A 20,993-nucleotide genomic window follows, 5' to 3' on the forward strand; every position below is an offset into this window, starting at 1 on the left:
CCGCGGCAGGCGGCCCCCGCCCGGTCACGGCACTAGCCTGGGATCATGAAGCTCACCAAGCGGCTGCACTCCTGCGTCCAGCTCGAAAAGGACGGGCGCGTCCTCGTCATCGACCCGGGTGCCTTCAGCGAGCCCGACGCCGGCCTGGGCGCGGACGCCCTGCTCGTCACGCACGAGCACCCCGACCACTTCGACGAGGGCCGACTGCGGGCCGCCCTCGACGCGAACCCCGCCGCCGCCCTGTGGACGCTGCGCAGCGTCGCCGAGCGGCTCGCCCCCGCCTACCCCGGCCGGGTCCACACCGTCGGGCACGGCGACGCCTTCACCGCGGCCGGGTTCGACGTCCAGGTGCACGGCGAGCTGCACGCCGTGATCCACCCCGACATCCCGCGGATCACGAACGTCGGCTACCTCGTGGAGGGTTCGCTGTTCCACCCCGGCGACGCCCTCACCGTGCCCGGGGTGCCCGTCGAGACGCTGATGGTGCCGGTGCACGCGCCGTGGAACAAGGTGTCCGAGGTGATCGACTACCTGCGCGAGGTGGGGCCGCGCCGGGCCATCGACATCCACGACGTCTACCTCGCCGACATCGCCCGGCCGATCTACGACACGGCCCTCGGGAACCTCGGCCGCACCGACCACGGGCGGCTCGCCGCGGGCGAGGCCACCGAGGTGTGACGGCCCCCGCAGGCCGCCGCCCCGGCGCCGGCACGGCCGGTGCCGGACGGCTGTCGGCACCGGGCGGTAGGTTGGGACGCATGCGTATCGCCACGTTCAACGTCAACTCCATCACCGCCCGGCTGCCCCGCCTGCTGGCCTGGCTGGAGAGCTCCGGCACCGATGTCCTGTGCGTGCAGGAGGCCAAGTGCTCCGACGCGCAGTTCCCGCACGACGCGCTGCGCGAGCTCGGCTACGAGTCTGCCGTCAACGCCACCGGCAGGTGGAACGGCGTCGCCCTGCTCTCCAGGGTCGGCCTGGAGGACGTGGTCAAGGGCCTGCCCGGCGGACCGGACTACGAGGGCGTCCAGGAGCCCCGGGCCATCTCCGCGACCTGCGGCGGGGTCCGCCTGTGGTCGGTGTACGTGCCCAACGGCCGCGAGGTCGAGCACGACCACTACGGCTACAAGCTGGAGTGGTTCCGGGCGCTGTCCGAGGCCGTCGCCGAGGACGCCGCCGGCCCGCGCCCCTTCGCCGTGCTCGGCGACTTCAACGTGGCCCCCACCGACGAGGACGTCTACGACCCCGCCGTCTTCGCCGGCCTCACCCATGTCACCCCCGCCGAGCGGGCCGCGCTGGAGGCACTGCGCGCCGCCGGCCTGTCCGACGTGGTGCCGCGGCCCCTCAAGTACGACCGCCCCTACACGTACTGGGACTACCGCCAGCTCGCCTTCCCGAAGAACCGCGGCATGCGCATCGACCTCGTCTACGGGAACGCGCCGTTCGCCAAGGCCGTCACCGACGCGTACGTCGACCGCGAGGAGCGCAAGGGCAAGGGCGCCTCCGACCACGCGCCCGTCGTCGTGGACCTCGACCTGGACGCCTGACGGCCGGCCCGCGGCCGCAGGAATACAGGCGCGCCCTGTGGCCCGCGGGGCCCCTTGGTGCCACGCTGTTCGGTATGGACATGCCCTTTCTGGCCCACTGGCGCAACCGGAGCGACACGCAGCGGGGCGCGGGTCTCGCCGCCGCGGTGGCGGAGGACCCGGCGGGCGTCGGCGAGCTGTTCGCGGAGTGCGAGGTGCTGAGCGTCCACGCGCGGGCGGCCGGGCTGGAACTCGACGGCACCCCGGCCTCCTTGGAGGCGCTGGACCAGCTGATGCCGCGCTGGCGCAGGGAGCCCGAGGTGGTGCCCTGGCTCGGCAACGACGCGGGCTTCTACCTCGGGACGGTGATCATCCGGACCTGCCCGGGGGCCCGCTGGCAGGTCTGGCCGAACGGCCAGCCGGTGGTCCGCCTCGCCTCGGGCCGCGAGCTGAACGTCATCGAGTCGGGGGTGTCCTGGGCGATGACCGGCTCGCCGGAGCTGTCCCAGGCGTACGCGGAGGCCTCGGAGGGCGCCGAGGGCCGCTAGCGGCCCGTCGGCCGCCGGGCGGGACCGGCGGCCTGTGCGCACCCGGCGGTGTCAGCGGGCTCCGAGCGGGACCGAGACGTACGAGGGGTCCTGGCGCGGCGAGGAGAAGGTGAGCTGCGCCCCCGCGGGGTTGTACTCCGCGTACAGGGGGTCGACGGTGTCGATGACGAGGGCCAGGCGGTGGCCCGCGGGCACGTCGTACGCCGTGGAGAACAAATCGAGGTCGACGCCGAAGGGGCGGCCGGGCGTCTTGCCGTGGAAGGTGTGGGGGGCGTGGGTGACGAGTTTGCCGATGCCGAGGGGGCCCACGTCGTAGAGGTAGGCGACGAAGGTGCCGTCGGACCGGGTGGGGGTGACGGTGGTGTGCAGGCGGGCGGTGCCGCGCACGCGGCGCTCGGAGCCGAGGCGGTCCGACTGCCAGACCGCGGCGAAGGCGCGGGGGAGCAGCGGCACGGACGCCATGGGCGGGATCTTCGTGAACTGGTCGAGGGCGCTGGACAGGAGCACGATGCCGCCGTCGGCGCCGGTGTTGACGCCGGTGAAGAGGTGCTCGGTGTCGGAGAGGGCGATCTTCTCGGTGCCGGCGGAGCCGACTGACTTCCAGTCGGCGTAGCCCTCGTACCCGCTGCTGCTGCGGGACTTGATCTGCACGGGCGGCTCGGTGTCGACGCCGTTGCGTTCGCCCCTGAGGTGGCGGTCGAACCAGCGGCGGGCGCTGTCCCAGGTGTCGTTGGGCAGGCCGAACAGGCCGAGGCCCTCGGCGGTGGCGTGGTCGCCGGGGCGGAACTCCAGCCGCTTCGGGCCGGTCAGCTTCTCGAAGAAGGAGGCGTACTGGTTGGGCGGGAAGATGGTGTCGCCCCAGGCGTTGCCGAGCATGACGGCGGTGCCGTTGGCGTTCAGCCGGTCGACGTGTTCGGCGGGCGACCGCTTGCGGCCCCAGTCGATCATCTGCTGCTCGCGCTGCAGGTCGGAGGCGAGGAAGTCGCGGAGGATGCGGTCGAGTTCGGGGCCGGGGCGGCCGGTGAGCCGCCCGGTCGCGCCGAGCAGGGCGGCGGCCTGGACGTGCTGGGTGCGGCCGGAGTAGATGGACTCGACGAGGTCGGCCCAGCCGCTGAGCGCGACGACGGCCTTGATGCGGGGGTCGTGTGCGGAGGCGAGGAGGCTGATGCCGGCGCCGTAGGAGACGCCGCCGACGCCGATCCGGGCGGGGTCGGCGGGGGTGTGGGCGAGGGCCCAGTCGATGACGGCGGAGACGTCGGCGACGTCGGGCGGGCCCGCCACCTCGATCTGCCCGCCGGAGAGCCAGAAGCCGCGGGAGGTGTAGCTGACGACGACGTACCCGGAGTCGGCGAGCTTCTTGGCCTGCGCCAGGTACTCGACCTGCGGCATGGACCAGCTGCTCGGGAGGACGACCAGCGGGTGCCGGCTGCCGGGCCGGGAGCCGGCCGGGGTGAGGACGTTGCCCTTGAGGGTGATGCCGCCCGAGCCGGGGATGTCGTGGAAGGACAGGCCCGGTACGGCCGCCGCGGCCTCGGCGTACGGGACGGCGGGGGCGGAGCCGGTGGGGGCGGTGGACGGGACGGCCGCCCGGGCCTGATGGGGTGTCAGGCCCAGGGCGGCGACGGCCAGGGCGGCTGCCATGGCCGCCGCGGTGGGGGTGCGGACCACAGGGGGCTCCTCGCGTGCGCCGGTGTCGGAGTGACCGAACGGTAACCGGAGCCGCTTACCGGAGGTAACCCGCCAGTAAGTTACGCACTGGTAACGATTGTTGGGCGATGCACGCTCATGGGCGGGGCGGTGCCGCCTCAGCCGTTCTGGGCAGCGCCGGAGAGGGCGCTCTTGGCCTTCCACTCGTCCCAGGAGAGGTTCCACTGGCCGTACCCGTTGCCGATGTCGGCCCGGCCCTTGGAGCCGCTGCCCGCGACCTCGACCGGGTCGCCGACCTGGGCCGTGCCGAACAGCCACTTGGCGTCGGAGTCGCTCATGCCGACACATCCGGAACTGGCGTTCTCCCGGCCGAACTTCGCGGCGTTCCACGGCGCGGCGTGGATGTACATGCCGGACCAGGTCACGCGCATCGAGTAGTCGACCATCTTGTCGTAGGCGTCGCCCAGGCCCACCGTCTGGGAGTCCATCCGGATGGTGCCCTCCTTGGTCATCAGCACCATCTTCCCGGACCAGGAGGCCTTCTTGCCGCCGGGCGTTCCCGCCGAGACCGGGATCGACTTCACGGTCTGGCCGTCCTCGACCACGTTCATCCTCTTGGCGTCCAGGTCGACCTGGAGCCGGCGGTCCTTGCCGATCGTGAAGTTCGTGTCGTAGTCGCGGACGAAGTAGCCGCCGCCCGGGCCGGAGTCCACGCCGTTCAGGCTCATCTCGACCTTGACCTCGGTCCCGGACTTCCAGTAGTCCTTCGGCCGCCAGTCCACGCGGTCGTTGCCGGTGTAGTCCTTGAACCAGCCCCAGGAACCCTCGGTGTTGTTCGAGGTGGTCACCTTCAGGCGCTTCTCCACCTCGGCCTTGTTCTTCACCGGGTTGTCGAACACCAGCGAGACCGGCTGGCCCACGCCCATCGTGGAGCCCTTGCCCGGCACGATCGTGACCTTGTTCACCTTGTCCGCGGCCGCCGTCCCGAACTGCGCCGTCGCGGTCTGGCTGTCGGTGTTCTGCGCGTCGACCCTGTACTGCGTGCCCGGCGCCGCATTGCGCTCCGAGGTCCACGTCCTGCCGTCGTCGGCTATCTTGCCCGGCAGTTCGCCGCCCTTGCCGTCGGACACCTTCACCAGGGACAGCTTCCCCTCGGCGAGCGTGACCGTCACCGGCTCCCCGGGCTTGGCCTGCTCGCCCGTCAGGTTCACCGAGATGGCCATCTCCGACTTCTTCTTCTGATCGCCCTTCGCGTCACCGCCCTCCTTCGCGCCACCGCCGCCGCATGCGGTCAGGGCGGCGGCCATGAGTACGGCGGTGCCCGCCACAACGGCGTGGCGGCGTCGGGCGAGGCGGCGTGTGCGGCTCAACGGAGGGCCCTCTCGGGTAGCGGCGTCAGGGATCGTCCGCACAAGGAGATGCGGTCAGGGCGACTCTAGGTTGCGCAATCATCGGAAAAGATCCCGCAGCCGCCTGTGACGCGGACCGGAGCAGAACGGTCATGGAACGGTCACATTCGTTGCGCAGCACGGTCATCGACGCCTGTGAGAGTCCTGTGCGCCCCACCCACAACCCCGCCCGGACGGGACGTACAGGAAGGCCACCGCCGTGTGCGCACTGCTCGCCACCCCCTCCCTGCGGCACGGGGAGCCCGACCGGACGGTGCGCTCCCTGTCCACCGCCGAATACAGCGCATTCCTCCGCCGCCACGGTCGGGCCAGCTTTCTCCAATACCCCTCCTGGGCCGCCGTAAAGGACCTCTGGCGGGCGGAAACGGTCGGATGGCACCGCCCCGGCGGGGAAATCACCGGCGCCGCACTCGTGCTCTACCGCCAGTTCCCCGGCACCCGCAAATACTTCGCCTACCTCCCCGAAGGACCCGTCGCCGACTGGTCAGACCCCCGCATCGACCCCTGGCTGCGCCCCCTCATGCGCCACCTGCGCGCCGCCGGGGCCTTCGCCGTCCGCATCGGCCCCTCGCCCGCCTACCGCCGCTGGGACGCCGCCGTCCTCAAAGCCGCCACCGGGCCCGGCCGCCGCCTCGCCGACGTCCTCGCCACCGAGGTCGACCCGGTCGGCGCCGCCCTCGCCGACCGCCTGCGCACCCGCGGCTGGCAGCGCTGCGGGGGCGAGGACGACGGCGACGCCCAGCCCCGCCACGTCTTCCGGGTGCCGCTGGCCGGCCGCTCCCTGGACGACCTCTGGTCCGGCCTCAACCAGGAATGGCGCCGCAACGTCCGCAAGGCCGCCAAGTCCGGCGTGGAAACCGTCCTCGGCACCGCCGCCGACCTGCCCGAGTTCCACCGGCTGCTGCGCATCACCGAGGAGCGCGACGGCTTCCGCCTCGGCCGCTCCCTCGCCTACTACCAGCAGCAGTACGCCGTCCTCAACGCCGAGGCCCCCGGCCGGATGCGGCTCTACCTCGCCGTCCACGAAGGCGAGGTCCTCGCCGCCCACACCATGGTGTCCACCGGGCAGCGGGTCTGGTACCAGACCGGCGCCTCCGCCGACCACCGCCGCGAGGTGCGGCCCAGCAACGCCCTGCAGTGGCGCATGATGCGCGACGCCCACACCCTCGGGGCGGACGAGTACGACATGCGCGGGGTACCCTCCACACTCGACCCCGACGAACGTTCTTTCGGACTGCTGCGCTGGAAGCTCGGAACCGGCGGACAGGTCGTCGAAACGCTCGGAGAGTGGGAGACAGCGATGGACGGGTACGCGAACGCGGCCCTGCACAAGGCATTCCAGGCCTACCTGGCCCGCCGGTGACCGCCGCCGCACCCGCACCGGGCACCACCGCAGCACCCGGCGGCGCCGCTCCCGCCGCCGGGCAGCCCCGCGGCTCCGTGCTGCGCAGCGGCGCCCTCATGGCCGCCGGCTCCGTCGTCTCCCGCGCCACCGGCTTCGTCCGCTCCGCCGTCGTCGTCGCTGCCCTCGGCACCGGGCTGCTCGGAGACGCGTACACCGTCGCCAACACCGTCCCGAACATCCTCTACATGCTGCTCATAGGCGGCGCCCTGAACGCCGTCTTCGTCCCCGAGCTGGTCCGCGCAGCCCGGCAGCACCCCGACGGCGGGGCCGCCTACACCGACCGGCTGCTGACCGCCTGCACGGCGGCCCTCCTGCTGCTGACCGCCGCCGCCGTGCTCGCCGCCCCCGCGATCGTCGCCGCGTACACCCCGTACACGGGCGCCCAGGCCGACACCACCACCGCCCTCGCCCGCTACTGCCTGCCGCAGATCCTCTTCTACGGCCTCTTCACCCTGCTCGGGCAGGTGCTGAACGCCCGCGGCCGGTTCGGCGCCATGATGTGGACCCCCGTCCTCAACAACGTCGTCGTCACCGCCGTCTTCGGGTACTTCCTGTACGCCGCCCACGGCGGCGACGGCCTCACCGCCGCCGAGACCCGCCTCCTCGGCCTCGGCACCACCGCCGGCATTGTCGTCCAGGCCGCCGCGCTCGCCCCCTCGCTGCGCGCCGCCGGCTTCCGCTGGCGCCCCCGCTTCGACTGGCGCGGCAGCGGCCTGGCCCGGCCGCTGCGCAACGCCGGCTGGACGGTCCTGCTCGTCCTCACCAACCAGATCGGCTACTGGGTCGTCACCCGGCTGTCCACCACCGCCGGCGGGCAGGCCGTCGAGGCAGGCCTCGCCGGAGGCGCCGGCTACACCGCCTACAGCAACGCCCACCAGCTGTGGATCGTCCCCCAGGGCATCATCACCGTCTCCCTGGTCACCGCCCTGATGCCCCGCATGAGCGCCTCCGCCGCCGACGGCGACCTCGCCTCCGTCCGCCGGGACGTCTCCTCCGCGCTGCGCTCCAGCGCCGCCCTCATCGTCCCGGCCGCGGCGCTGCTCGCCGCGCTCGCCCCCTGGGTCATCGGCAGCGTCTTCGGGTACGGCCGCACCGGCGCCGCCGACGTCGCGGTCATGGCCGGCATGCTCGCCGCCTTCGCCCCCGGCCTCATCGCGCTGTCCGGCCAGTACGTCCTCACCCGCGGCTTCTACGCCCTCTCCGACACCCGCACCCCCTTCCTGCTGAACCTGGTCATCGCCGGACTCAACGCCGGGCTGTCCGCCGCCGCCTTCCTGCTGCTGCCCCCGCGCTGGGCCGTCACCGGCATGGCCGCCGCCTACTCCGCCGCCCTGTGCGCCGGCCTCGCCGCGACCGCCTGGACCCTCGCCCGGCGGCTCGGCCCGCGCCCCGGCCCGGCCGGCCGGGACACCGACACCGCCCTGCGCACCCACCTGCGGCTCCTCGCCGCGTCCCTGCCCGCGGCCGCCGCCGGCCACGCCGCCGCCCGGGCCGCCGCCCCGGCAGGGGACATCACGGCCGCCGCCGCAGGAACCGCCGTGATCGCCCTCGTCGTCGTCCTGCTCGCCCGGCCGCTGCGCCTGACCGCCCTCACCCGCCTGCTGGACTCCCTGCGGCGCAAGCGCCGCTGACCCGGGAGCAGCCCGACTGCTTGGACACCGCCCGATGCCCCGCGTACTGCTGATCGAGGACGACCCCTCCGTCCGCGCCGGAGTCGGCCTCGGCCTGCGCCGCCGCGGCCACGAGGTGGCCGCCGCCGACACCGGAGAGGCCGGCCTCGCCCTGATGGGCGGCTTCCACCCGGAACTCGTCCTGCTCGACCTGATGCTGCCCGGAATCAACGGCGTACAGGTCTGCCGCCGCATCCGCGAGACCAGCCAGGTCCCGATCATCATGCTCACCGCGCGCGGCGACGACTTCGACATCGTCGTCGGGCTGGAGGCCGGCGCCGACGACTACATCGTCAAGCCCGCCCGCACCGAGGTCATCGAAGCGCGCATCAAGGCCGTGCTGCGCCGCCTCGGCGCCCCCGCCGGCGGCCGGCCCCAGGTGGAGTTCCACGGCGACCTCGCCGTCGACCGGGCCGGGCTGACCGTCGCCCGGGGCGGCGAGCGCATCGCCCTGGCCCCCAGCGAACTCAAGCTGCTGCTCCACCTGTCGGCCTCCCCCGAACAGGTCTTCTCCCGCCAGCAGCTCCTGGAGTACGTGTGGGAGCACAGCTACCACGCCGACGCCCGGCTCGTGGACGCCTGTGTGCGCCGCCTGCGCCACAAGATCGAGGACCCGGACGGCGCGCCCCGCTACATCCAGACCGTGCGGGGCTTCGGCTACCGCTTCGGCCCCCTGTAGGCGGGCCCGGTGGCACGCACCGCACACCGCGGGCGCACCGCACGCGCCGCCCGCGCCGGGCGCCCCCGGTGGTACGCCGGGCGCCGCCGCCGCGGCACCCCGCGCGAGCGGCGCATCGCCCCGCTCGGCCTGCGCACCCGCCTGATCGCGGCGTTCCTGCTGGTCGCCGCGGTCAGCGCGGTCTCCACCGCCGCCCTCACCTACCAGCAGGCCCGCAACGCCGTCCTCAAACAGAGCCAGGACACCGCCGTCAGCACCCTGCGCGACCTGATGGAGGCCCAGCCCGTCAGCCTGCCCATGGACCAGGCGCAGCTCGACCGCCTCGTCTCCGAGCTCGCCAAGCGCGGCAAACCGCACCCCTGGAACGTCTTCGCCGAGTACGGCCGGCTGCGCGCCTCCAGCAACGGCTCGCCCACCTCCACCGTCGTCACCGACCGGCTCCGCCGCCAGGTCACCGCCCACCCGCACGGCGCCTTCCAGCGCGTCACCGACGCCGACGGCGACCCCTACCTCGCCGTCGGGATGCCCGCGGTGTTCCGCGCGAACGACACCCGCCCGCCCACCGGACTCGTCGTCTTCGCCACCATGCCGCTCTCCGCCGAGCGGACCACCGTGCAGGCCATGGTCGAGGCCGCGCAGCGCGGCGCCGTCCCCGGCCTCGCCGCCGCCGTCATCCCCGCCCTGCTCGCCGCGCGCAGCGTGCTGCGCCCCGTACGGGACATGCGGCGCGCCGCCCAGAAGATGGGCCGGGGCCGCCTCGACACCCGGATCGAGGTCCGCGGCGCCGACGAACTCGCCGGACTGGCCCGCACGTTCAACGACACCGCCCGCGCCCTGGAGGCGTCGGTGGCCGAGCTGCGGGACGCCGAGACCCGGGCCCGCCGCTTCGCCTCCGACGTCTCCCACGAGCTGCGCACCCCGCTCGCCGGGATGCTCGCCGTCACCGAGGTCCTCGACGAGGAGGCAGCGGGCCTCGACGCCGACACGGCCGCGGCCCTGCGGCTGATCAGCGCCGAGACCGGCAAGCTCGCCGTCCTCGTCGAGGACCTGATGGAGATCTCCCGCTTCGACGCGCGCGCCGCCGAGCTCAACCTGGACGAGGTCGACGTCGCCGAGGCCGTCCGCAAGACCCTGGAGCGACGCCACTGGGACGGCACCCGGGTCGTCACCGACCTGCCCCGCGACGCCCGCGCCCGCCTCGACCCGCGCCGCTTCGACGTCGTCCTCGCCAACCTCGTCGGCAACGCCCTGCGCCACGGCGGCGCCCCCGTCCGCGTCACCGTGCGGACCCGCCCGCAGCCCGGCGGGCCGCGGCTGGTCGTCGAGGTCGCCGACAGCGGCCCCGGCATCGCCCCCGAGGTGCTGCCGCACATCTTCGACCGCTTCTTCAAGGCCGACGCCGCCCGCACCCGCTCCGCCGGCAGCGGCCTCGGCCTGGCCATCACCCTGGAGAACGTACGGCTGCACGGCGGAACCCTGGAGGCCCGCAACGGGCATTCCGGCGGCGCTGTGTTCACCCTCGACATGCCCCTGGAGGCCGACGCATGAACAGGATCCGCGGTGCCGCCCGCGCCGCCTCCGCCGCGGCGGCCGGGCTGCTGCTCGCCGGTTGCGGCATCAAGACGACGGGGGTCGTGGAGAGCGGGGCCCCCGCCGAGATCGCCGTGAGTGCGCCCAGCGGCACCGCGGACTCGCTGGTGTACTTCCTGACCCCCGACAGGCGGCTGATCGCCATGCGGTCCGGGTACGCCGAACCGGGGGCCCAGGGCGCGCTGTTCCGGCTGCTGGCCGGGCCGAGCCAGCGGGAGCTGGCCTCCGGCCTGGGGACCGCACTGCCCGCCGTCGACGCCGGACTCGCCGCCACGACCACCACGACCGGCCCCGTCGGCGACGTCGTGGAGGTCCACCTGCCGATCAACGTGGCCGGGCTGTCGGACCTCGCCCGCAGCCAGATCGTGTGCACCGCGGTGGCCGACGCCGCCTCGCAGGTGGAGGCGAGGCTGCGCGGCCAGGACACCGTGCTGGCCCCCGAACCCTGCCGCGCCGGCCGCCTCTGACGGCGCGCCGCGCCGCGGGGGAGGGGTGGGGGCGGCGGGGGAGCGGGCAGGCCGTGCGGGCCCTCTTGCGGCGCCGGGTCCGCCCCGCCACCGTGGGCCCATGCCCGCCGCATCCCCGGACCGCACCGGAGGCCCCGCCCCCGCAGAAGGCGCCGTCCCCGACGTGTTCGACCCGCGCCTGTACGCCGCGGGCATCCCGCACGACCGCTACCGGCTGCTGCGCGACCGCCATCCCGTCGCCTGGCAGGACGAACCCGAGGTGCTGGGCTGGCCGGCCGGCCCCGGCTTCTGGGCCGTCACCCGGCACGCCGACGTCGTCCGCGTCCTGCGCGACCACACCGCCTACTCCTCCTGGGCCGGCGCCACCCAGATCCGCGATCCCGACCCCGCCGACCTGCCGTTCCTGCGCAGGACCATGCTCAACCAGGACCCGCCCGGCCACGGCCGGCTGCGCCGCACCGTCTCCCGCGCGTTCACGCCCGCCCGGGTCGACGCCTTCGCGGACCGCGTCCGCGAACGCGCCCGCACGCTCCTCGCCGGCGCCCGCGCGAAGGCCGAGGACGGCGCCTGCGACGTGGTCCCCGCCGTCACCGACGAGTACGCGCTGCTCAACCTGACCGACCTGCTGGGCATCCCGGCCGCCGACCGCGGCCTGCTCCTCGACTGGACCGTGCGCGTCATCGGCTACCAGGATCCCGAGGACGCCCCCGAGCCGCTGCGCGGGCCCGACGGCACCCCGCTCAACCCGCGCTCCCCGGCCCTCCTCGGCGAGATGTTCGCGTACGCCCGCGAACTCGCCGGGCACAAGCGGCGCCGGCCCGGCGGCGACGTCATGACGGCCCTCGCCGAGGCCTCGCTGGAGCCGGCCGAGCTGGAGATGTTCTTCTTCCTGCTGACGGTCGCCGGAAACGACACCGTGCGCTCGGCCGCCCCCGGCGCGCTGCTCGCCCTCGCCGGCGCCCCGGACGCCTACCGCCGGCTGGCCTCCGGGGCGGTGCCCGCGGACCGCGCCGTCGAGGAGCTGCTGCGCGTGCACCCGCCGGTGCTCAGCTTCCGCCGTACCGCCGCGGCCGACACCGAGCTGGCCGGCCGGACGATCCGGGCGGGCGACAAGGTCGTCGTCTTCCACGCCTCCGCCAACCACGACGAGCGGGTCTTCGCCGACCCCGGGCGCCTGCTCCTGGACCGCTCCCCCAACCCGCACGTCTCCTTCGGCGACGGGCCGCACGTCTGCCTCGGCGCCCACTTCGCCCGGCTCCAGCTGCGGGTGCTGCTGGAGGAGTGGCGGGCCGCCATGCCCGCCCCCGAACTCGCCGGACCGCCGCGCCGCCTGGTGTCGAACTTCATCAACGGGATGGCGCGGCTGCCGCTGCGGGTGTCCGGGCCGCCGCGGTGACGTCCTCCAGCAGTTCCACCACGTCGGGCCCGTAGGCCGCCGAGTTGACCACCTTCAGCACCAGGCAGAACGGGTTGCCGCGGTGCCGGCGGGCCAGCTCCTGGTGGTGGCGGGCGAGGTAGCGGGCCCCGGCCTGGTTGCTGACGGCCGTCTGACCGGATATCAGGAACACCGGCCGGGTGCCCGGGCCGCTCGTCAGCCGGGCCAGGACGACGTGCTCGGCCCGGCCCTTGGACCACCGGTACGTCTGCCCGCCCACCCGGATCGCCCCCCGGTCCGGGCCCGGATCCGTCGACACGTCGACGGAGACCCCCGGCAGCATCGACTCCAGGTGGGCGGCCGTCCGGGCGTTCGAGACGGGCCCGCCGACGCAGAACTCGGCCCGCTCGCCGAACCCCTGGCGGACCGTGTCGTGCGCGACGATCTGGACGTTCGCCCCGCAGTCCTTGATCAGGGCGGATATCTCCAGCAGCGCGAACGCGTCGTTGCGGTGCACCGACCCCTCCGTGCCGCCCATCTGCCGGTTCACCACGAACAGGCAGTCCGAGCCCGTCGGCAGCCCGAAGAACGCCTGCTTGCGGCGCAGCGCACGCCGCCACACGTACGTACGGGTCACCCATCCGAAGCCGCCGCTGATCGCGGTCGCCGCCAGCCCGAGCACGATGTTCCGCAGGTCTTCGTCCATGTGCCGGATGCTAGTGCCGCGGGCGCGGGGAATCACCGGGTCGCGGCAGCCGAAGTGCCCGCCGCCGCCGGGCCTTCCTGACGCGGAGGGGGCCGTGAAGTTACAGTGCCGACCGCAGCCCTGTCCCAGGGGGTCCGACAGGCCGTCGCCGACCGGAGGTACGCCATGCGCCGCCCCGCCCCACGTCTGTTAGCGCTCACAGCCGCCCTCGCCGGGGCCCTCGTGTCCACCGGCGCCGCGGCCCCGCCCGCCCCGGCCGGGGAGGGCACCCCCGCCAAGACGCCGGTCGCGGTCGGCTGGGGCGGTGTCGTCGCCAGCGTCGACCCCGACGCCACCGCCGCCGGCATCGGCGTGCTCCGCTCCGGCGGCAACGCCGTCGACGCGGCCGTCGCGACCGCGGCCGCGCTCGGCGTCACCGAGCCGTACTCCGCGGGCATCGGCGGCGGCGGGTACTTCGTCCACTACGACGCCCGCACCCGCCGCGTCCACACCATCGACGGCCGGGAGACCGCGCCCGCCTCGGCGACCGCCGCCCTCTTCCAGGAGAACGGCGTCCCCATCCCGTTCGCGGAGGGCCAGACCAGCGGCCGCGGCGTCGGCGTCCCCGGCACCCCCGCCACGTGGAAGAGCGCCCTCGACGCCTGGGGCACCCGGCCGCTCAGGCAGCTGCTGAAGCCGGCGGAGAGACTCGCGCGCAGCGGCTTCACGGTGGACGCGACCTTCCGCGCCCAGACCGAGGCCAACGAGGCCCGCTTCAGGGACTTCCCCGACACCCGGAAGCTGTTCCTGCCCGGCGGCGCCCTGCCCGTCGTCGGCTCCACCTTCAAGAACCCCGACCTCGCGGACACGTACGCGGAGATCGCCCGCAAGGGCACCGGGGCCATGTACCGGGGGCCGATCGCCGACGACATCGTCGACACCGTCCGCCGGCCGCCCGTCGACCCGGCCGCCACCCGCAACGTCCGCCCCGGCGACCTGACCGCCGCGGACCTGCGCGCGTACACCACCAAGCGGCAGGAGCCGACGCGCATCTCCTACCGCGGCCTCGACGTGTACGGCATGGCGCCGTCGTCCTCCGGCGGCACCACCGTCGGCGAGGCGCTGAACATGCTGGAGCGCACCGACCTGGGCCGGCTGTCGCAGACCCAGTACCTGCACCGCTTCATCGAGGCCTCCCGGATCTCCTTCGCCGACCGCGGCCGCTGGGTCGGCGACCCGGCCTTCGAGCGGGTCCCGACGCGGGAGCTGCTCTCGCAGCGGTTCGCGGACGCGCGCGGCTGCCTGATCAGGCCCGACCGGGCGCTGGCCAGCCCGCTGGCGCCGGGCGACCCGCGTGACCCGCAGCCGTGCGCCGCGGCCGGGCAGGCGGTGCCGACCACGTACGAGGGGGAGAACACGACGCACCTGACGGTCGCCGACCGCTGGGGCAGCGTCGTCTCGTACACGCTGACCATCGAGTCCACCGGAGGCAGCGGGATCACCGTCCCCGGGCGGGGCTTCCTGCTGAACAACGAGCTGACGGACTTCTCCTTCGCCCCGGCCGCCCCCGGTGTGCCGGACCCGAACCTGCCGGGGCCCGGCAAGCGGCCGCGCTCGTCGATGTCGCCGACCATCGTGCTGGAGCACGGGCGGCCGGTCCTCGCGGTGGGATCCCCGGGCGGGGCCACCATCATCACCACGGTGCTGCAGACCCTGACCGGGCACCTGGACCGCGGGCTGCCGCTGGTCGACGCGATCGCCGCGCCGCGCGCCAGCCAGCGCAACCAGGCCGCCACCGATCTGGAGCCGGGGCTGTGGGACAGCCCGCTGCGCAGCGAACTGGAGGCGCTGGGCCACGCCTTCCGGGTGAACCCGGAGATCGGCGCCGCGACCGGCGTACAGCGGCTCCCGGACGGGCGCTGGCTGGCGGCCGCGGAGCGCACCCGGCGCGGCGGGGGCTCGGCGATGGCGGTCCACCCGCACGGCAGGCCGTGACGCCGGGCCGGGCGTGACGCCGGGCCGCGGGTGAGCCGGGACCGGGCTCCGCGCGGGCCGGCGGTCACGGTGCGGTGAGGATCCGGGGGCCGGCGGCGGTGACGGCGACCGTGTGCTCCGCGTGGGCGGCGCGGCTGCCGTCGGCGGTGCGCAGGGTCCAGCCGTCCCCGTCGCAGGTGTAGTCGTCCGTCCCGCCCGCGATCAGCATCGGCTCGATCGCCAGGACCATGCCGGGGCGCAGCGGCATGCCGCGCCCCGGCCGGCCCTCGTTGGGAACGCCCGGGTCCTCGTGCATCCCGCGGCCCACGCCGTGCCCGCCGAACCCGTCGGGGATGCCGTATCCGGCCGAGCGGCAGACCGTCCCGACCGCGTGGGCGATGTCCCCGATCCGGTTGCCGGGGACGGCGGCGGCGATGCCGGCGGCGAGGGCGGCCTCCGCCGTCTCGACGAGCCGCAGGTCGGCGGGGCGGGGGCGGCCGACCGTGAAGCTGACGGCGGCGTCCCCGACCCATCCGCGCAGGCGGGCGCCGAAGTCGACGCTGACCAGGTCACCGTCGGCGAGGGGGCGGTCGTCCGGGATGCCGTGCACGATCGCGTCGTTGACCGAGATGCACGCCGTCGCGGGGAAGGGCACCGGGGCGAACCGCGGCCGGTAGCCGAGGAACGGCGAGGACGCCCCCGCCTCCGCGAGCACCCCGCGCGCCACCCGGTCCAGGGCCCGGGGCGTCACCCCGACGCGCGCGGCCGCGCGCACCGCGGCGAGGGAGCGGCCCACGACGCGGCCCGCGGCGCGCATCTCGTCGATCTGCTTGTCCGTCTTCAACTGCACCATGCCAATAACTATACCGGTATAACTTTACCGGGATTGTTGTTGGGGGCCGGCGGTACGATGGGGCCATGGTCCGTACCCCCCTCACCCCCGAAGAGCGCGAGCGCGGCGAACGCCTCGGCGGCCTGCTCCGCGAGGCCCGCGGCGGGCGCAGCATGGTCGAGGTCGCGGCGGCGGCCGGGCTGTCCGCCGAGACCCTCCGCAAGATCGAGACCGGGCGGGCGCCCACCCCGGCCTTCTTCACCGTCGCCGCGCTGGCGCAGGCGCTCGGCCTCTCCCTGGACGACGTCGTCCGCCGCTGCGCCCTCGTCCCGGCCTGACCGGCCGGAGGCCCGGGGTGCCCCGGGCGGGCCGAACGGACCAATCCGGGATGGGAGCGGCGGGCCGCGGGGCAAGCGTGAGGGCGTGTCAGAGAGCAACGCGCCCCAGCGCCTCGGAATCGGACTCCTCGGCGCGGTCCTCGCCGCCGGCCTGCTCGTCGCCGCCTGCGCGGCCCCCGAAGACGCCCCGCACCGTACGGGCGCCCCGGGCGGCACCGCGCCCCGCGGCCCCGCACCCGCCCCACCGGACGGCCGCGACCCGGCCGGCGTGCCGTAGCCTCGCGGGATGACCCTCGAAGAGCTCGGACGCGGCAAGTACGTCAGCCTCACCACGTACCGGAAGGACGGCACGGCCGTCGCCACGCCCGTGTGGGCGGTCGCGGACGGCGGCGAGCTGTTCGTCTGGACGCGCAGCGACTCCTGGAAGGTCAAGCGGATCCGGAACAACGGCCGGGTCTCGCTCGCACCGTGCGACGTCCGCGGGCGCGTCGAGCCGGGCGCCGGCGTCCTGGAGGGAACGGCGCGGATCCTTGACGCGGACGGGCTGAAGCGGGTGCGGCGGCTGATGTCGCGCAAGTACACCTGGCAGTTCTGGGCGGTGGACCTGCCCGCCGCGGCCGCCCGCCTCGGCAAGCGCCCGCACGTGGCGATCGCCATCCGCACGTGAGGCGCCCGTAGCCCGCCCGTAACACGGGTGGTATCCAATGCGGCAATGGAGACCGCGACCTCGCCGGCGACCGCACGACTCTCCGGCTACTTACGAGGCCTGACCCGGCGGCTGGATCCGGGGGCCGGCTGGTACGGGGAGTTCCTGCGCCGGGACCCCGAGGGGCTGCGGGCCTGCCTGGAGGGCGAGGCGCTGCCGCCGTGGGACGTGGTGGAGTCGCTGCTCGCCGACCTGGAGGCGGCCAGCGGCGCCGGCATCGCGGCCCGCGAGGTCCGCTACGCGGCCTGGCTGCGCGCCGAGGCGGCCGCCGAGTGGGACCGCCTGCCCGGCGGCGCGGAGGAACTCCGCGCCCATGTCGCGGCCGCCGCCGCCCAGCGCACCGCCTGCGAAGCCGCCCTGCACGCCCTGACGGCCCGCCTCGCGGGGGCGGCCGACCGCACGGAGGCGGCGGCCCTCGCGTCCGAACACGCCTGGCTCCGCGACGACACGGCCCGCGCCGCATCCCGCCACGCGGACCTCACCGCCCGCCTGGCCGCCCTCGCGCCCGCCCCGGGCCCCGCACACCCCGCCGACGCCCTCCCTGCCGTACCCGCCCAGCCGTACGCACGGCCTCCGGCGTCGGGCGGAGGCGGCGGGGAGGGGCAGGGCCGTCCAGCGCGCAGCGAACCGGCGCGAGGCGGAGAGCCCGCCCCCGACCGCACGCCGCCGGCCCCGCCGACGGCGGTGCAGCCGGGGCACAGCCCTTTGGGCGGTGCGGCCCCCCATCCGCCGCCGGCGCCCGTCCAGGGCGCCCACCCCGCCTCGGACGAGGCGCCGGACCCGGGCCTGTACGGGGCGGGCCGTCCCGGCGGGACCGGCTCCGCAGGTGTGCCGCCCGCAGGCACCGCACGGCGGGCGCCCGCCGCCCACCCGGCCGACCCGCCGCAGGCGGGGCCCGCCCGCCAGGCCCCGCGCGGGGCGGAGGACGCGGACCGCTCCGCGGAGGGCGGCTTCCCGGGCGGTGCCCCGGCCGCCGGCGACACGGAGCCGGACGGCGGTGCCGGCTCCGCCGTCGCGCCGCCGTCGCGGCGGCGGGCGCGGAAGGCGGGCGGGGCGCGGTACGCGGGCGCGGCGGCCGCGGAGGACGCGCCGCCGACAGGGGTTCCGTACGACGCCGGGCCGGTACCGGCACCGGCGCCGGCCCCGCGGGGCGCGCGGTTTGCGGGGGCGTCGGAAGCGGCCGCAGCCGACCCTGCCGCCACCGACCCGGCCGCCGCCGGAGCCGCCGCCCGTCCCGTCGCGGCCCCGTCCTCCGCCGCGAGCGGAACTGCCCCTGCCGCCGGGCCTGTTGTGGGCCCCGGCGCCGCCGACGGACCGGCGGCCGACATCGGGTGGACCGTGCGGGAGCTGGCCGGGCTGCGGGGCGCCGGGCGGGGCGGGGAGGCGTACGCCCTGCTGTGTGCGGCGGCCGGCTGGCCGCCCGAGCGGCTGCCCGCGCTCGCCGACGCGCTGGGGCGCGCCGGGCTCGGCGCGGACTGGGCCACCCTGCTGTGGGAGGCGGCCGCGCTGCCGCCCGAACGGCTCGCGGCGGTCGCGGCCGCGCTCGGGGCGGCCGGGCGGCACGCCGACTGCGCGGCGCTGCTGCGCCAGGGCGTGGCCCGGCCCGCCGCCGACATCGCCCAGGCCGCCACCGCGCTCCTCGACGCCGGCCGGGAGCGCGAGGCCGACGCCGTCCTGGAGGCGTTCGTACGGGCCCGGACCGCGGAGGACGCAGCCCGCACCGCCCGCCGCGACCCCGACCGGCTCGTCCCCCGCCTGCTGCGCGCCGCCGAGGCCGTCTCCGCAGGACACCGCCGCGACCTCGTCCACGCCCTGCGCGTCGCGAAACTCCCCGACTCCTGAACCGACCACCCTGTGAACGAGTCTGACCGAGCCGTGCGCGATTGCGACCGACTGCTCCAACCGTGCAAGGCGGTCTTGCCCCGCCGTGTGACGGGGCCTACGTTCTACTCCCTACGCACACCGTCTACGTGCGTAGAAGTCGGCGTTCCCGTCGCGAGGAGCAGCTCATGGCCCAAGTCGTCCGCGCCGCACTCGTCCAGGCCACCTGGACCGGAGACACCGAGTCGATGATCGCCAAACACGAGGCGCACGCCCGCGCGGCGGCCGCCCAAGGCGCGCGGATCATCGGGTTCCAGGAGGTCTTCAACGCCCCGTACTTCTGCCAGGTGCAGGAGCCCGAGCACTACCGCTGGGCGGAGCCCGTCCCCGACGGCCCCACCGTCCGCCGCATGCAGGACCTCGCCCGCGAGACCGGCATGGTCATCGTCGTCCCCGTCTTCGAGATCGAGGGCCCCGGCTTCCACTACAACACCGCCGCCGTCATCGACGCCGACGGCAGCTACCTCGGCAAGTACCGCAAGCACCACATCCCGCAGGTCAAGGGCTTCTGGGAGAAGTACTACTTCCGCCCCGGCAACCTCGGCTGGCCGGTCTTCGACACCGCCGTGGGCAAGGTCGGCGTCTACATCTGCTACGACCGCCACTTCCCCGAGGGCTGGCGCGCCCTCGGCCTCGCCGGCGCCCAGCTCGTCTACAACCCCTCCGCCACCCACCGCGGCCTGTCCGCACACCTGTGGCAGCTGGAGCAGCCCGCCTCCGCCGTCGCGAACGAGTACTTCATCGCCGCGATCAACCGCGTCGGCCGCGAGGAGTACGGCGACAACGACTTCTACGGCACCAGCTACTTCGTCGACCCCCGCGGGCAGTTCGTCGGGGACGTCGCAAGCGACAAGGAGGAGGAACTCCTCGTCCGCGACCTGGACTTCGACCTCATCGCGCAGGTCCGCACCCAGTGGGCCTTCTACCGCGACCGCCGCCCCGACGCCTACGGAGGGCTCGTACAGCCGTGACCGACCCGACCCCCCTGCTCAGCCGCCACCGCTCCGTCATGCCCGACTGGCTCGCGCTGTACTACGAGAACCCCCTGGAGCTCACGCACGGCGAGGGCCGCCACGTCTGGGACGCCGACGGCAACCGCTACCTCGACTTCTTCGGCGGCATCCTCACGACGATGACCGCGCACGCCCTGCCCGAGGTCGCCAAGGCCGTCTCCGAGCAGGCCGGCCGGCTCATCCACTCCTCCACCCTGTACCTCAACCGCCCCATGGTCGAGCTCGCCGAGCGGATCGCCGCGCTCTCCGGCATCCCCGACGCCCGGGTCTTCTTCACCACCTCCGGCACGGAGGCCAACGACGCCGCCCTGCTGCTCGCGACCGCGTACCGCCGCTCCAACCAGATCCTGGCGATGCGCAACAGCTACCACGGCCGGTCCTTCACCACCGTCTCCGTCACCGGCAACCGCGGCTGGTCCCCGACGAGCCTGTCGCCGCTGCAGACGTACTACGTCCACGGCGCCGTCCGCACACGCGGCCCCTTCGCCGCCCTGTCCGACGCGGAGTTCACCGCGGCCGCCGTCGCCGACCTCGAGGACGTCCTCGGCCAGGCCCGCGGCTCCGTCGCCGCGCTGATCGCCGAGCCGGTCCAGGGCGTCGGCGGGTTCACCTCCCCGCCCGACGGCCTGTACGCCGCCTTCCGGGAGGTCCTCGACCGGCACGGCATCCTGTGGATCAGCGACGAGGTCCAGACCGGCTGGGGCCGCACCGGCGACCACTTCTGGGGCTGGCAGGCCCACGACCGGGGCGGCCCGCCCGACATGCTCACCTTCGCCAAGGGCATCGGCAACGGCATGTCCATCGGCGGCGTCGTCGCCCGCGCCGAGGTGATGAACTGCCTCGACACCAACTCCATCTCCACCTTCGGCGGCTCCCCGGTCACCATGGCCGCCGGCCTCGCCAACCTCGGCTACCTCCTGGAACACGACCTCCAGGGCAACGCCCGCCGCGTCGGCGGCCTGCTCCTCGAACGGCTCCGCGCCGCCGCGGCCTCCGTGCCCGCCGTCCGAGAGGTCCGCGGCCGCGGCCTGATGGCCGCCGTGGAGCTGACCCGGCCCGGCACCGACCAGGCCGACCCCGACGCCGCGTCGGCCGTACTGGAAGCCGCCCGCCGCGGCGGCCTGCTCCTCGGCAAGGGGGGCGGGCACAACACCAGCGTGCTGCGCATCGCACCCCCGATGTCCCTCACCGTCGCCGAGGCGGAAGAGGGCGCCGACATCATCGAACAGGCCCTGCGCAGCATCGTGTAGC

The 20,993-nt window shown here is 75.0% G+C and carries 20 protein-coding genes; 16 read left to right on the top strand and 4 right to left on the bottom strand.

Translation table 11 applies throughout. From position 1 onward, the window contains the following. Positions 1–45 precede the first annotated feature (45 nt). The 3 genes from C0216_RS09760 to C0216_RS09770 all read left to right on the top strand — a co-directional run bounded on the left by C0216_RS09760 (position 46) and on the right by C0216_RS09770 (position 2,071). Positions 46–678: an MBL fold metallo-hydrolase gene (locus C0216_RS09760; protein ID WP_114054890.1), complete on the top strand. Its 633-nt coding sequence runs from the start codon at positions 46–48 to the stop codon at positions 676–678. A gap of 80 nt (positions 679–758) precedes the next feature. Further along, on the top strand, positions 759–1,544 hold the full coding sequence (locus C0216_RS09765; protein ID WP_114054891.1) for an exodeoxyribonuclease III: 786 nt from the start codon (positions 759–761) through the stop codon (positions 1,542–1,544). 74 nt (positions 1,545–1,618) lie between these two features. Beyond that, positions 1,619–2,071, top strand: a complete 453-nt coding sequence (locus C0216_RS09770; protein WP_114054892.1) for a DUF6278 family protein — start codon at positions 1,619–1,621, stop codon at positions 2,069–2,071. Positions 2,072–2,122: 51 nt separating this feature from the next. On the opposite strand, the gene C0216_RS09775 is transcribed toward C0216_RS09770, so the two are convergent. Together C0216_RS09775 and C0216_RS09780 are read right to left on the bottom strand one after the other, a co-directional pair. Further along, positions 2,123–3,712: a CocE/NonD family hydrolase gene (locus C0216_RS09775; RefSeq protein ID WP_114058559.1), complete on the bottom strand. Its 1,590-nt coding sequence runs from the start codon at positions 3,710–3,712 to the stop codon at positions 2,123–2,125. A 164-nt stretch (positions 3,713–3,876) separates the two neighbouring features. Continuing rightward, positions 3,877–5,088 carry a L,D-transpeptidase gene (locus C0216_RS09780; protein ID WP_428985412.1) on the bottom strand — a complete coding sequence of 404 codons (1,212 nt, stop codon included), beginning with the start codon at positions 5,086–5,088 and terminating at the stop codon, positions 3,877–3,879. 292 nt (positions 5,089–5,380) lie between these two features. Between C0216_RS09780 and C0216_RS34275 the strand changes: the two genes are divergently transcribed. The 6 genes from C0216_RS34275 to C0216_RS09810 all read left to right on the top strand — a co-directional run bounded on the left by C0216_RS34275 (position 5,381) and on the right by C0216_RS09810 (position 12,334). After that, complete coding sequence (locus C0216_RS34275; protein WP_246042800.1) at positions 5,381–6,490, top strand: lipid II:glycine glycyltransferase FemX; 1,110 nt, start codon at positions 5,381–5,383, stop codon at positions 6,488–6,490. Beyond that, the gene (gene murJ, locus C0216_RS09790) at positions 6,487–8,163 is read left to right on the top strand and encodes a murein biosynthesis integral membrane protein MurJ (protein WP_428985413.1); all 1,677 of its coding nucleotides are present in this window, start codon (positions 6,487–6,489) and stop codon (positions 8,161–8,163) included. Before C0216_RS34275 ends, murJ begins: the two co-directional genes overlap by 4 nt. Before the next feature lie 34 nt (positions 8,164–8,197). Further along, on the top strand, positions 8,198–8,881 hold the full coding sequence (locus C0216_RS09795) for a response regulator transcription factor (protein ID WP_114054895.1): 684 nt from the start codon (positions 8,198–8,200) through the stop codon (positions 8,879–8,881). 9 nt (positions 8,882–8,890) lie between these two features. Continuing rightward, a complete protein-coding gene (locus C0216_RS09800; protein ID WP_114054896.1) occupies positions 8,891–10,429 on the top strand; it encodes a sensor histidine kinase in 1,539 nt (512 codons plus the stop codon). Beyond that, on the top strand, positions 10,426–10,938 hold the full coding sequence (locus C0216_RS09805) for a hypothetical protein (RefSeq protein ID WP_114054897.1): 513 nt from the start codon (positions 10,426–10,428) through the stop codon (positions 10,936–10,938). The genes C0216_RS09800 and C0216_RS09805 overlap by 4 nt, the downstream gene beginning before the upstream one ends. A 100-nt stretch (positions 10,939–11,038) precedes the next feature. Continuing rightward, positions 11,039–12,334 (top strand): cytochrome P450, encoded by a 1,296-nt coding sequence (locus tag C0216_RS09810; RefSeq protein WP_114054898.1) that lies wholly within the window; start codon positions 11,039–11,041, stop codon positions 12,332–12,334. On the opposite strand, the gene C0216_RS09815 is transcribed toward C0216_RS09810, so the two are convergent. Beyond that, positions 12,285–13,019, bottom strand: a complete 735-nt coding sequence (locus C0216_RS09815) for a hypothetical protein (protein WP_114054899.1) — start codon at positions 13,017–13,019, stop codon at positions 12,285–12,287. The two genes, C0216_RS09810 and C0216_RS09815, sit on opposite strands and share 50 nt — an antisense overlap. 165 nt (positions 13,020–13,184) lie before the next feature. Here C0216_RS09815 and ggt point away from each other — a divergent pair, with 165 nt between their 5' ends. After that, positions 13,185–14,993, top strand: a complete 1,809-nt coding sequence (gene ggt, locus C0216_RS09820) for a gamma-glutamyltransferase (protein ID WP_114054900.1) — start codon at positions 13,185–13,187, stop codon at positions 14,991–14,993. Positions 14,994–15,057: 64 nt separating this feature from the next. Here the strand turns inward: ggt and map are convergent, their stop codons facing one another. Then, positions 15,058–15,825: a type I methionyl aminopeptidase gene (gene map, locus C0216_RS09825; protein WP_114054901.1), complete on the bottom strand. Its 768-nt coding sequence runs from the start codon at positions 15,823–15,825 to the stop codon at positions 15,058–15,060. 65 nt (positions 15,826–15,890) lie between these two features. Between map and C0216_RS09830 the strand changes: the two genes are divergently transcribed. From C0216_RS09830 to C0216_RS09855, 6 genes are all read left to right on the top strand, one after another. Beyond that, entirely contained in the window at positions 15,891–16,142 is a 252-nt protein-coding gene (locus tag C0216_RS09830; RefSeq protein WP_114054902.1) for a helix-turn-helix domain-containing protein, read from the top strand. 85 nt (positions 16,143–16,227) lie between these two features. Then, on the top strand, positions 16,228–16,419 hold the full coding sequence (locus C0216_RS09835) for a hypothetical protein (RefSeq protein WP_114054903.1): 192 nt from the start codon (positions 16,228–16,230) through the stop codon (positions 16,417–16,419). A 9-nt stretch (positions 16,420–16,428) separates the two neighbouring features. Beyond that, positions 16,429–16,809, top strand: a complete 381-nt coding sequence (locus tag C0216_RS09840) for a PPOX class F420-dependent oxidoreductase (RefSeq protein WP_114054904.1) — start codon at positions 16,429–16,431, stop codon at positions 16,807–16,809. A gap of 45 nt (positions 16,810–16,854) precedes the next feature. Next, positions 16,855–18,690 (top strand): hypothetical protein, encoded by a 1,836-nt coding sequence (locus C0216_RS09845; protein WP_114054905.1) that lies wholly within the window; start codon positions 16,855–16,857, stop codon positions 18,688–18,690. Positions 18,691–18,857: 167 nt separating this feature from the next. Then, positions 18,858–19,700, top strand: coding sequence for a nitrilase-related carbon-nitrogen hydrolase (locus tag C0216_RS09850; RefSeq protein WP_114054906.1), 843 nt, complete (start codon positions 18,858–18,860; stop codon positions 19,698–19,700). Positions 19,701–19,738: 38 nt separating this feature from the next. Then, complete coding sequence (locus C0216_RS09855; RefSeq protein WP_114058561.1) at positions 19,739–20,992, top strand: aspartate aminotransferase family protein; 1,254 nt, start codon at positions 19,739–19,741, stop codon at positions 20,990–20,992. The last annotated feature ends 1 nt before the right edge of the window (position 20,993 follow it).

This window comes from Streptomyces globosus (assembly GCF_003325375.1).
Lineage (GTDB): Bacteria > Actinomycetota > Actinomycetes > Streptomycetales > Streptomycetaceae > Streptomyces > Streptomyces globosus_A.

What these genes read in the sequence shown, in the direction of transcription:
- C0216_RS09760 (WP_114054890.1), top strand. Translation starts at nt 46, where the DNA reads ATGAAGCTCACCAAGCGGCTGCACTCCTGCGTCCAGCTCGAAAAGGAC.
- C0216_RS09765 (WP_114054891.1), top strand. Translation starts at nt 759, where the DNA reads ATGCGTATCGCCACGTTCAACGTCAACTCCATCACCGCCCGGCTGCCC.
- C0216_RS09770 (WP_114054892.1), top strand. Translation starts at nt 1,619, where the DNA reads ATGGACATGCCCTTTCTGGCCCACTGGCGCAACCGGAGCGACACGCAG.
- C0216_RS09775 (WP_114058559.1), bottom strand. Translation starts at nt 3,712, where the DNA reads ATGGCAGCCGCCCTGGCCGTCGCCGCCCTGGGCCTGACACCCCATCAG.
- C0216_RS09795 (WP_114054895.1), top strand. Translation starts at nt 8,198, where the DNA reads ATGCCCCGCGTACTGCTGATCGAGGACGACCCCTCCGTCCGCGCCGGA.
- C0216_RS09805 (WP_114054897.1), top strand. Translation starts at nt 10,426, where the DNA reads ATGAACAGGATCCGCGGTGCCGCCCGCGCCGCCTCCGCCGCGGCGGCC.
- C0216_RS09810 (WP_114054898.1), top strand. Translation starts at nt 11,039, where the DNA reads ATGCCCGCCGCATCCCCGGACCGCACCGGAGGCCCCGCCCCCGCAGAA.
- C0216_RS09815 (WP_114054899.1), bottom strand. Translation starts at nt 13,019, where the DNA reads ATGGACGAAGACCTGCGGAACATCGTGCTCGGGCTGGCGGCGACCGCG.
- ggt (WP_114054900.1), top strand. Translation starts at nt 13,185, where the DNA reads ATGCGCCGCCCCGCCCCACGTCTGTTAGCGCTCACAGCCGCCCTCGCC.
- map (WP_114054901.1), bottom strand. Translation starts at nt 15,825, where the DNA reads ATGGTGCAGTTGAAGACGGACAAGCAGATCGACGAGATGCGCGCCGCG.
- C0216_RS09830 (WP_114054902.1), top strand. Translation starts at nt 15,891, where the DNA reads ATGGTCCGTACCCCCCTCACCCCCGAAGAGCGCGAGCGCGGCGAACGC.
- C0216_RS09840 (WP_114054904.1), top strand. Translation starts at nt 16,429, where the DNA reads ATGACCCTCGAAGAGCTCGGACGCGGCAAGTACGTCAGCCTCACCACG.
- C0216_RS09845 (WP_114054905.1), top strand. Translation starts at nt 16,855, where the DNA reads ATGGAGACCGCGACCTCGCCGGCGACCGCACGACTCTCCGGCTACTTA.
- C0216_RS09850 (WP_114054906.1), top strand. Translation starts at nt 18,858, where the DNA reads ATGGCCCAAGTCGTCCGCGCCGCACTCGTCCAGGCCACCTGGACCGGA.
- C0216_RS09855 (WP_114058561.1), top strand. Translation starts at nt 19,739, where the DNA reads ATGCCCGACTGGCTCGCGCTGTACTACGAGAACCCCCTGGAGCTCACG.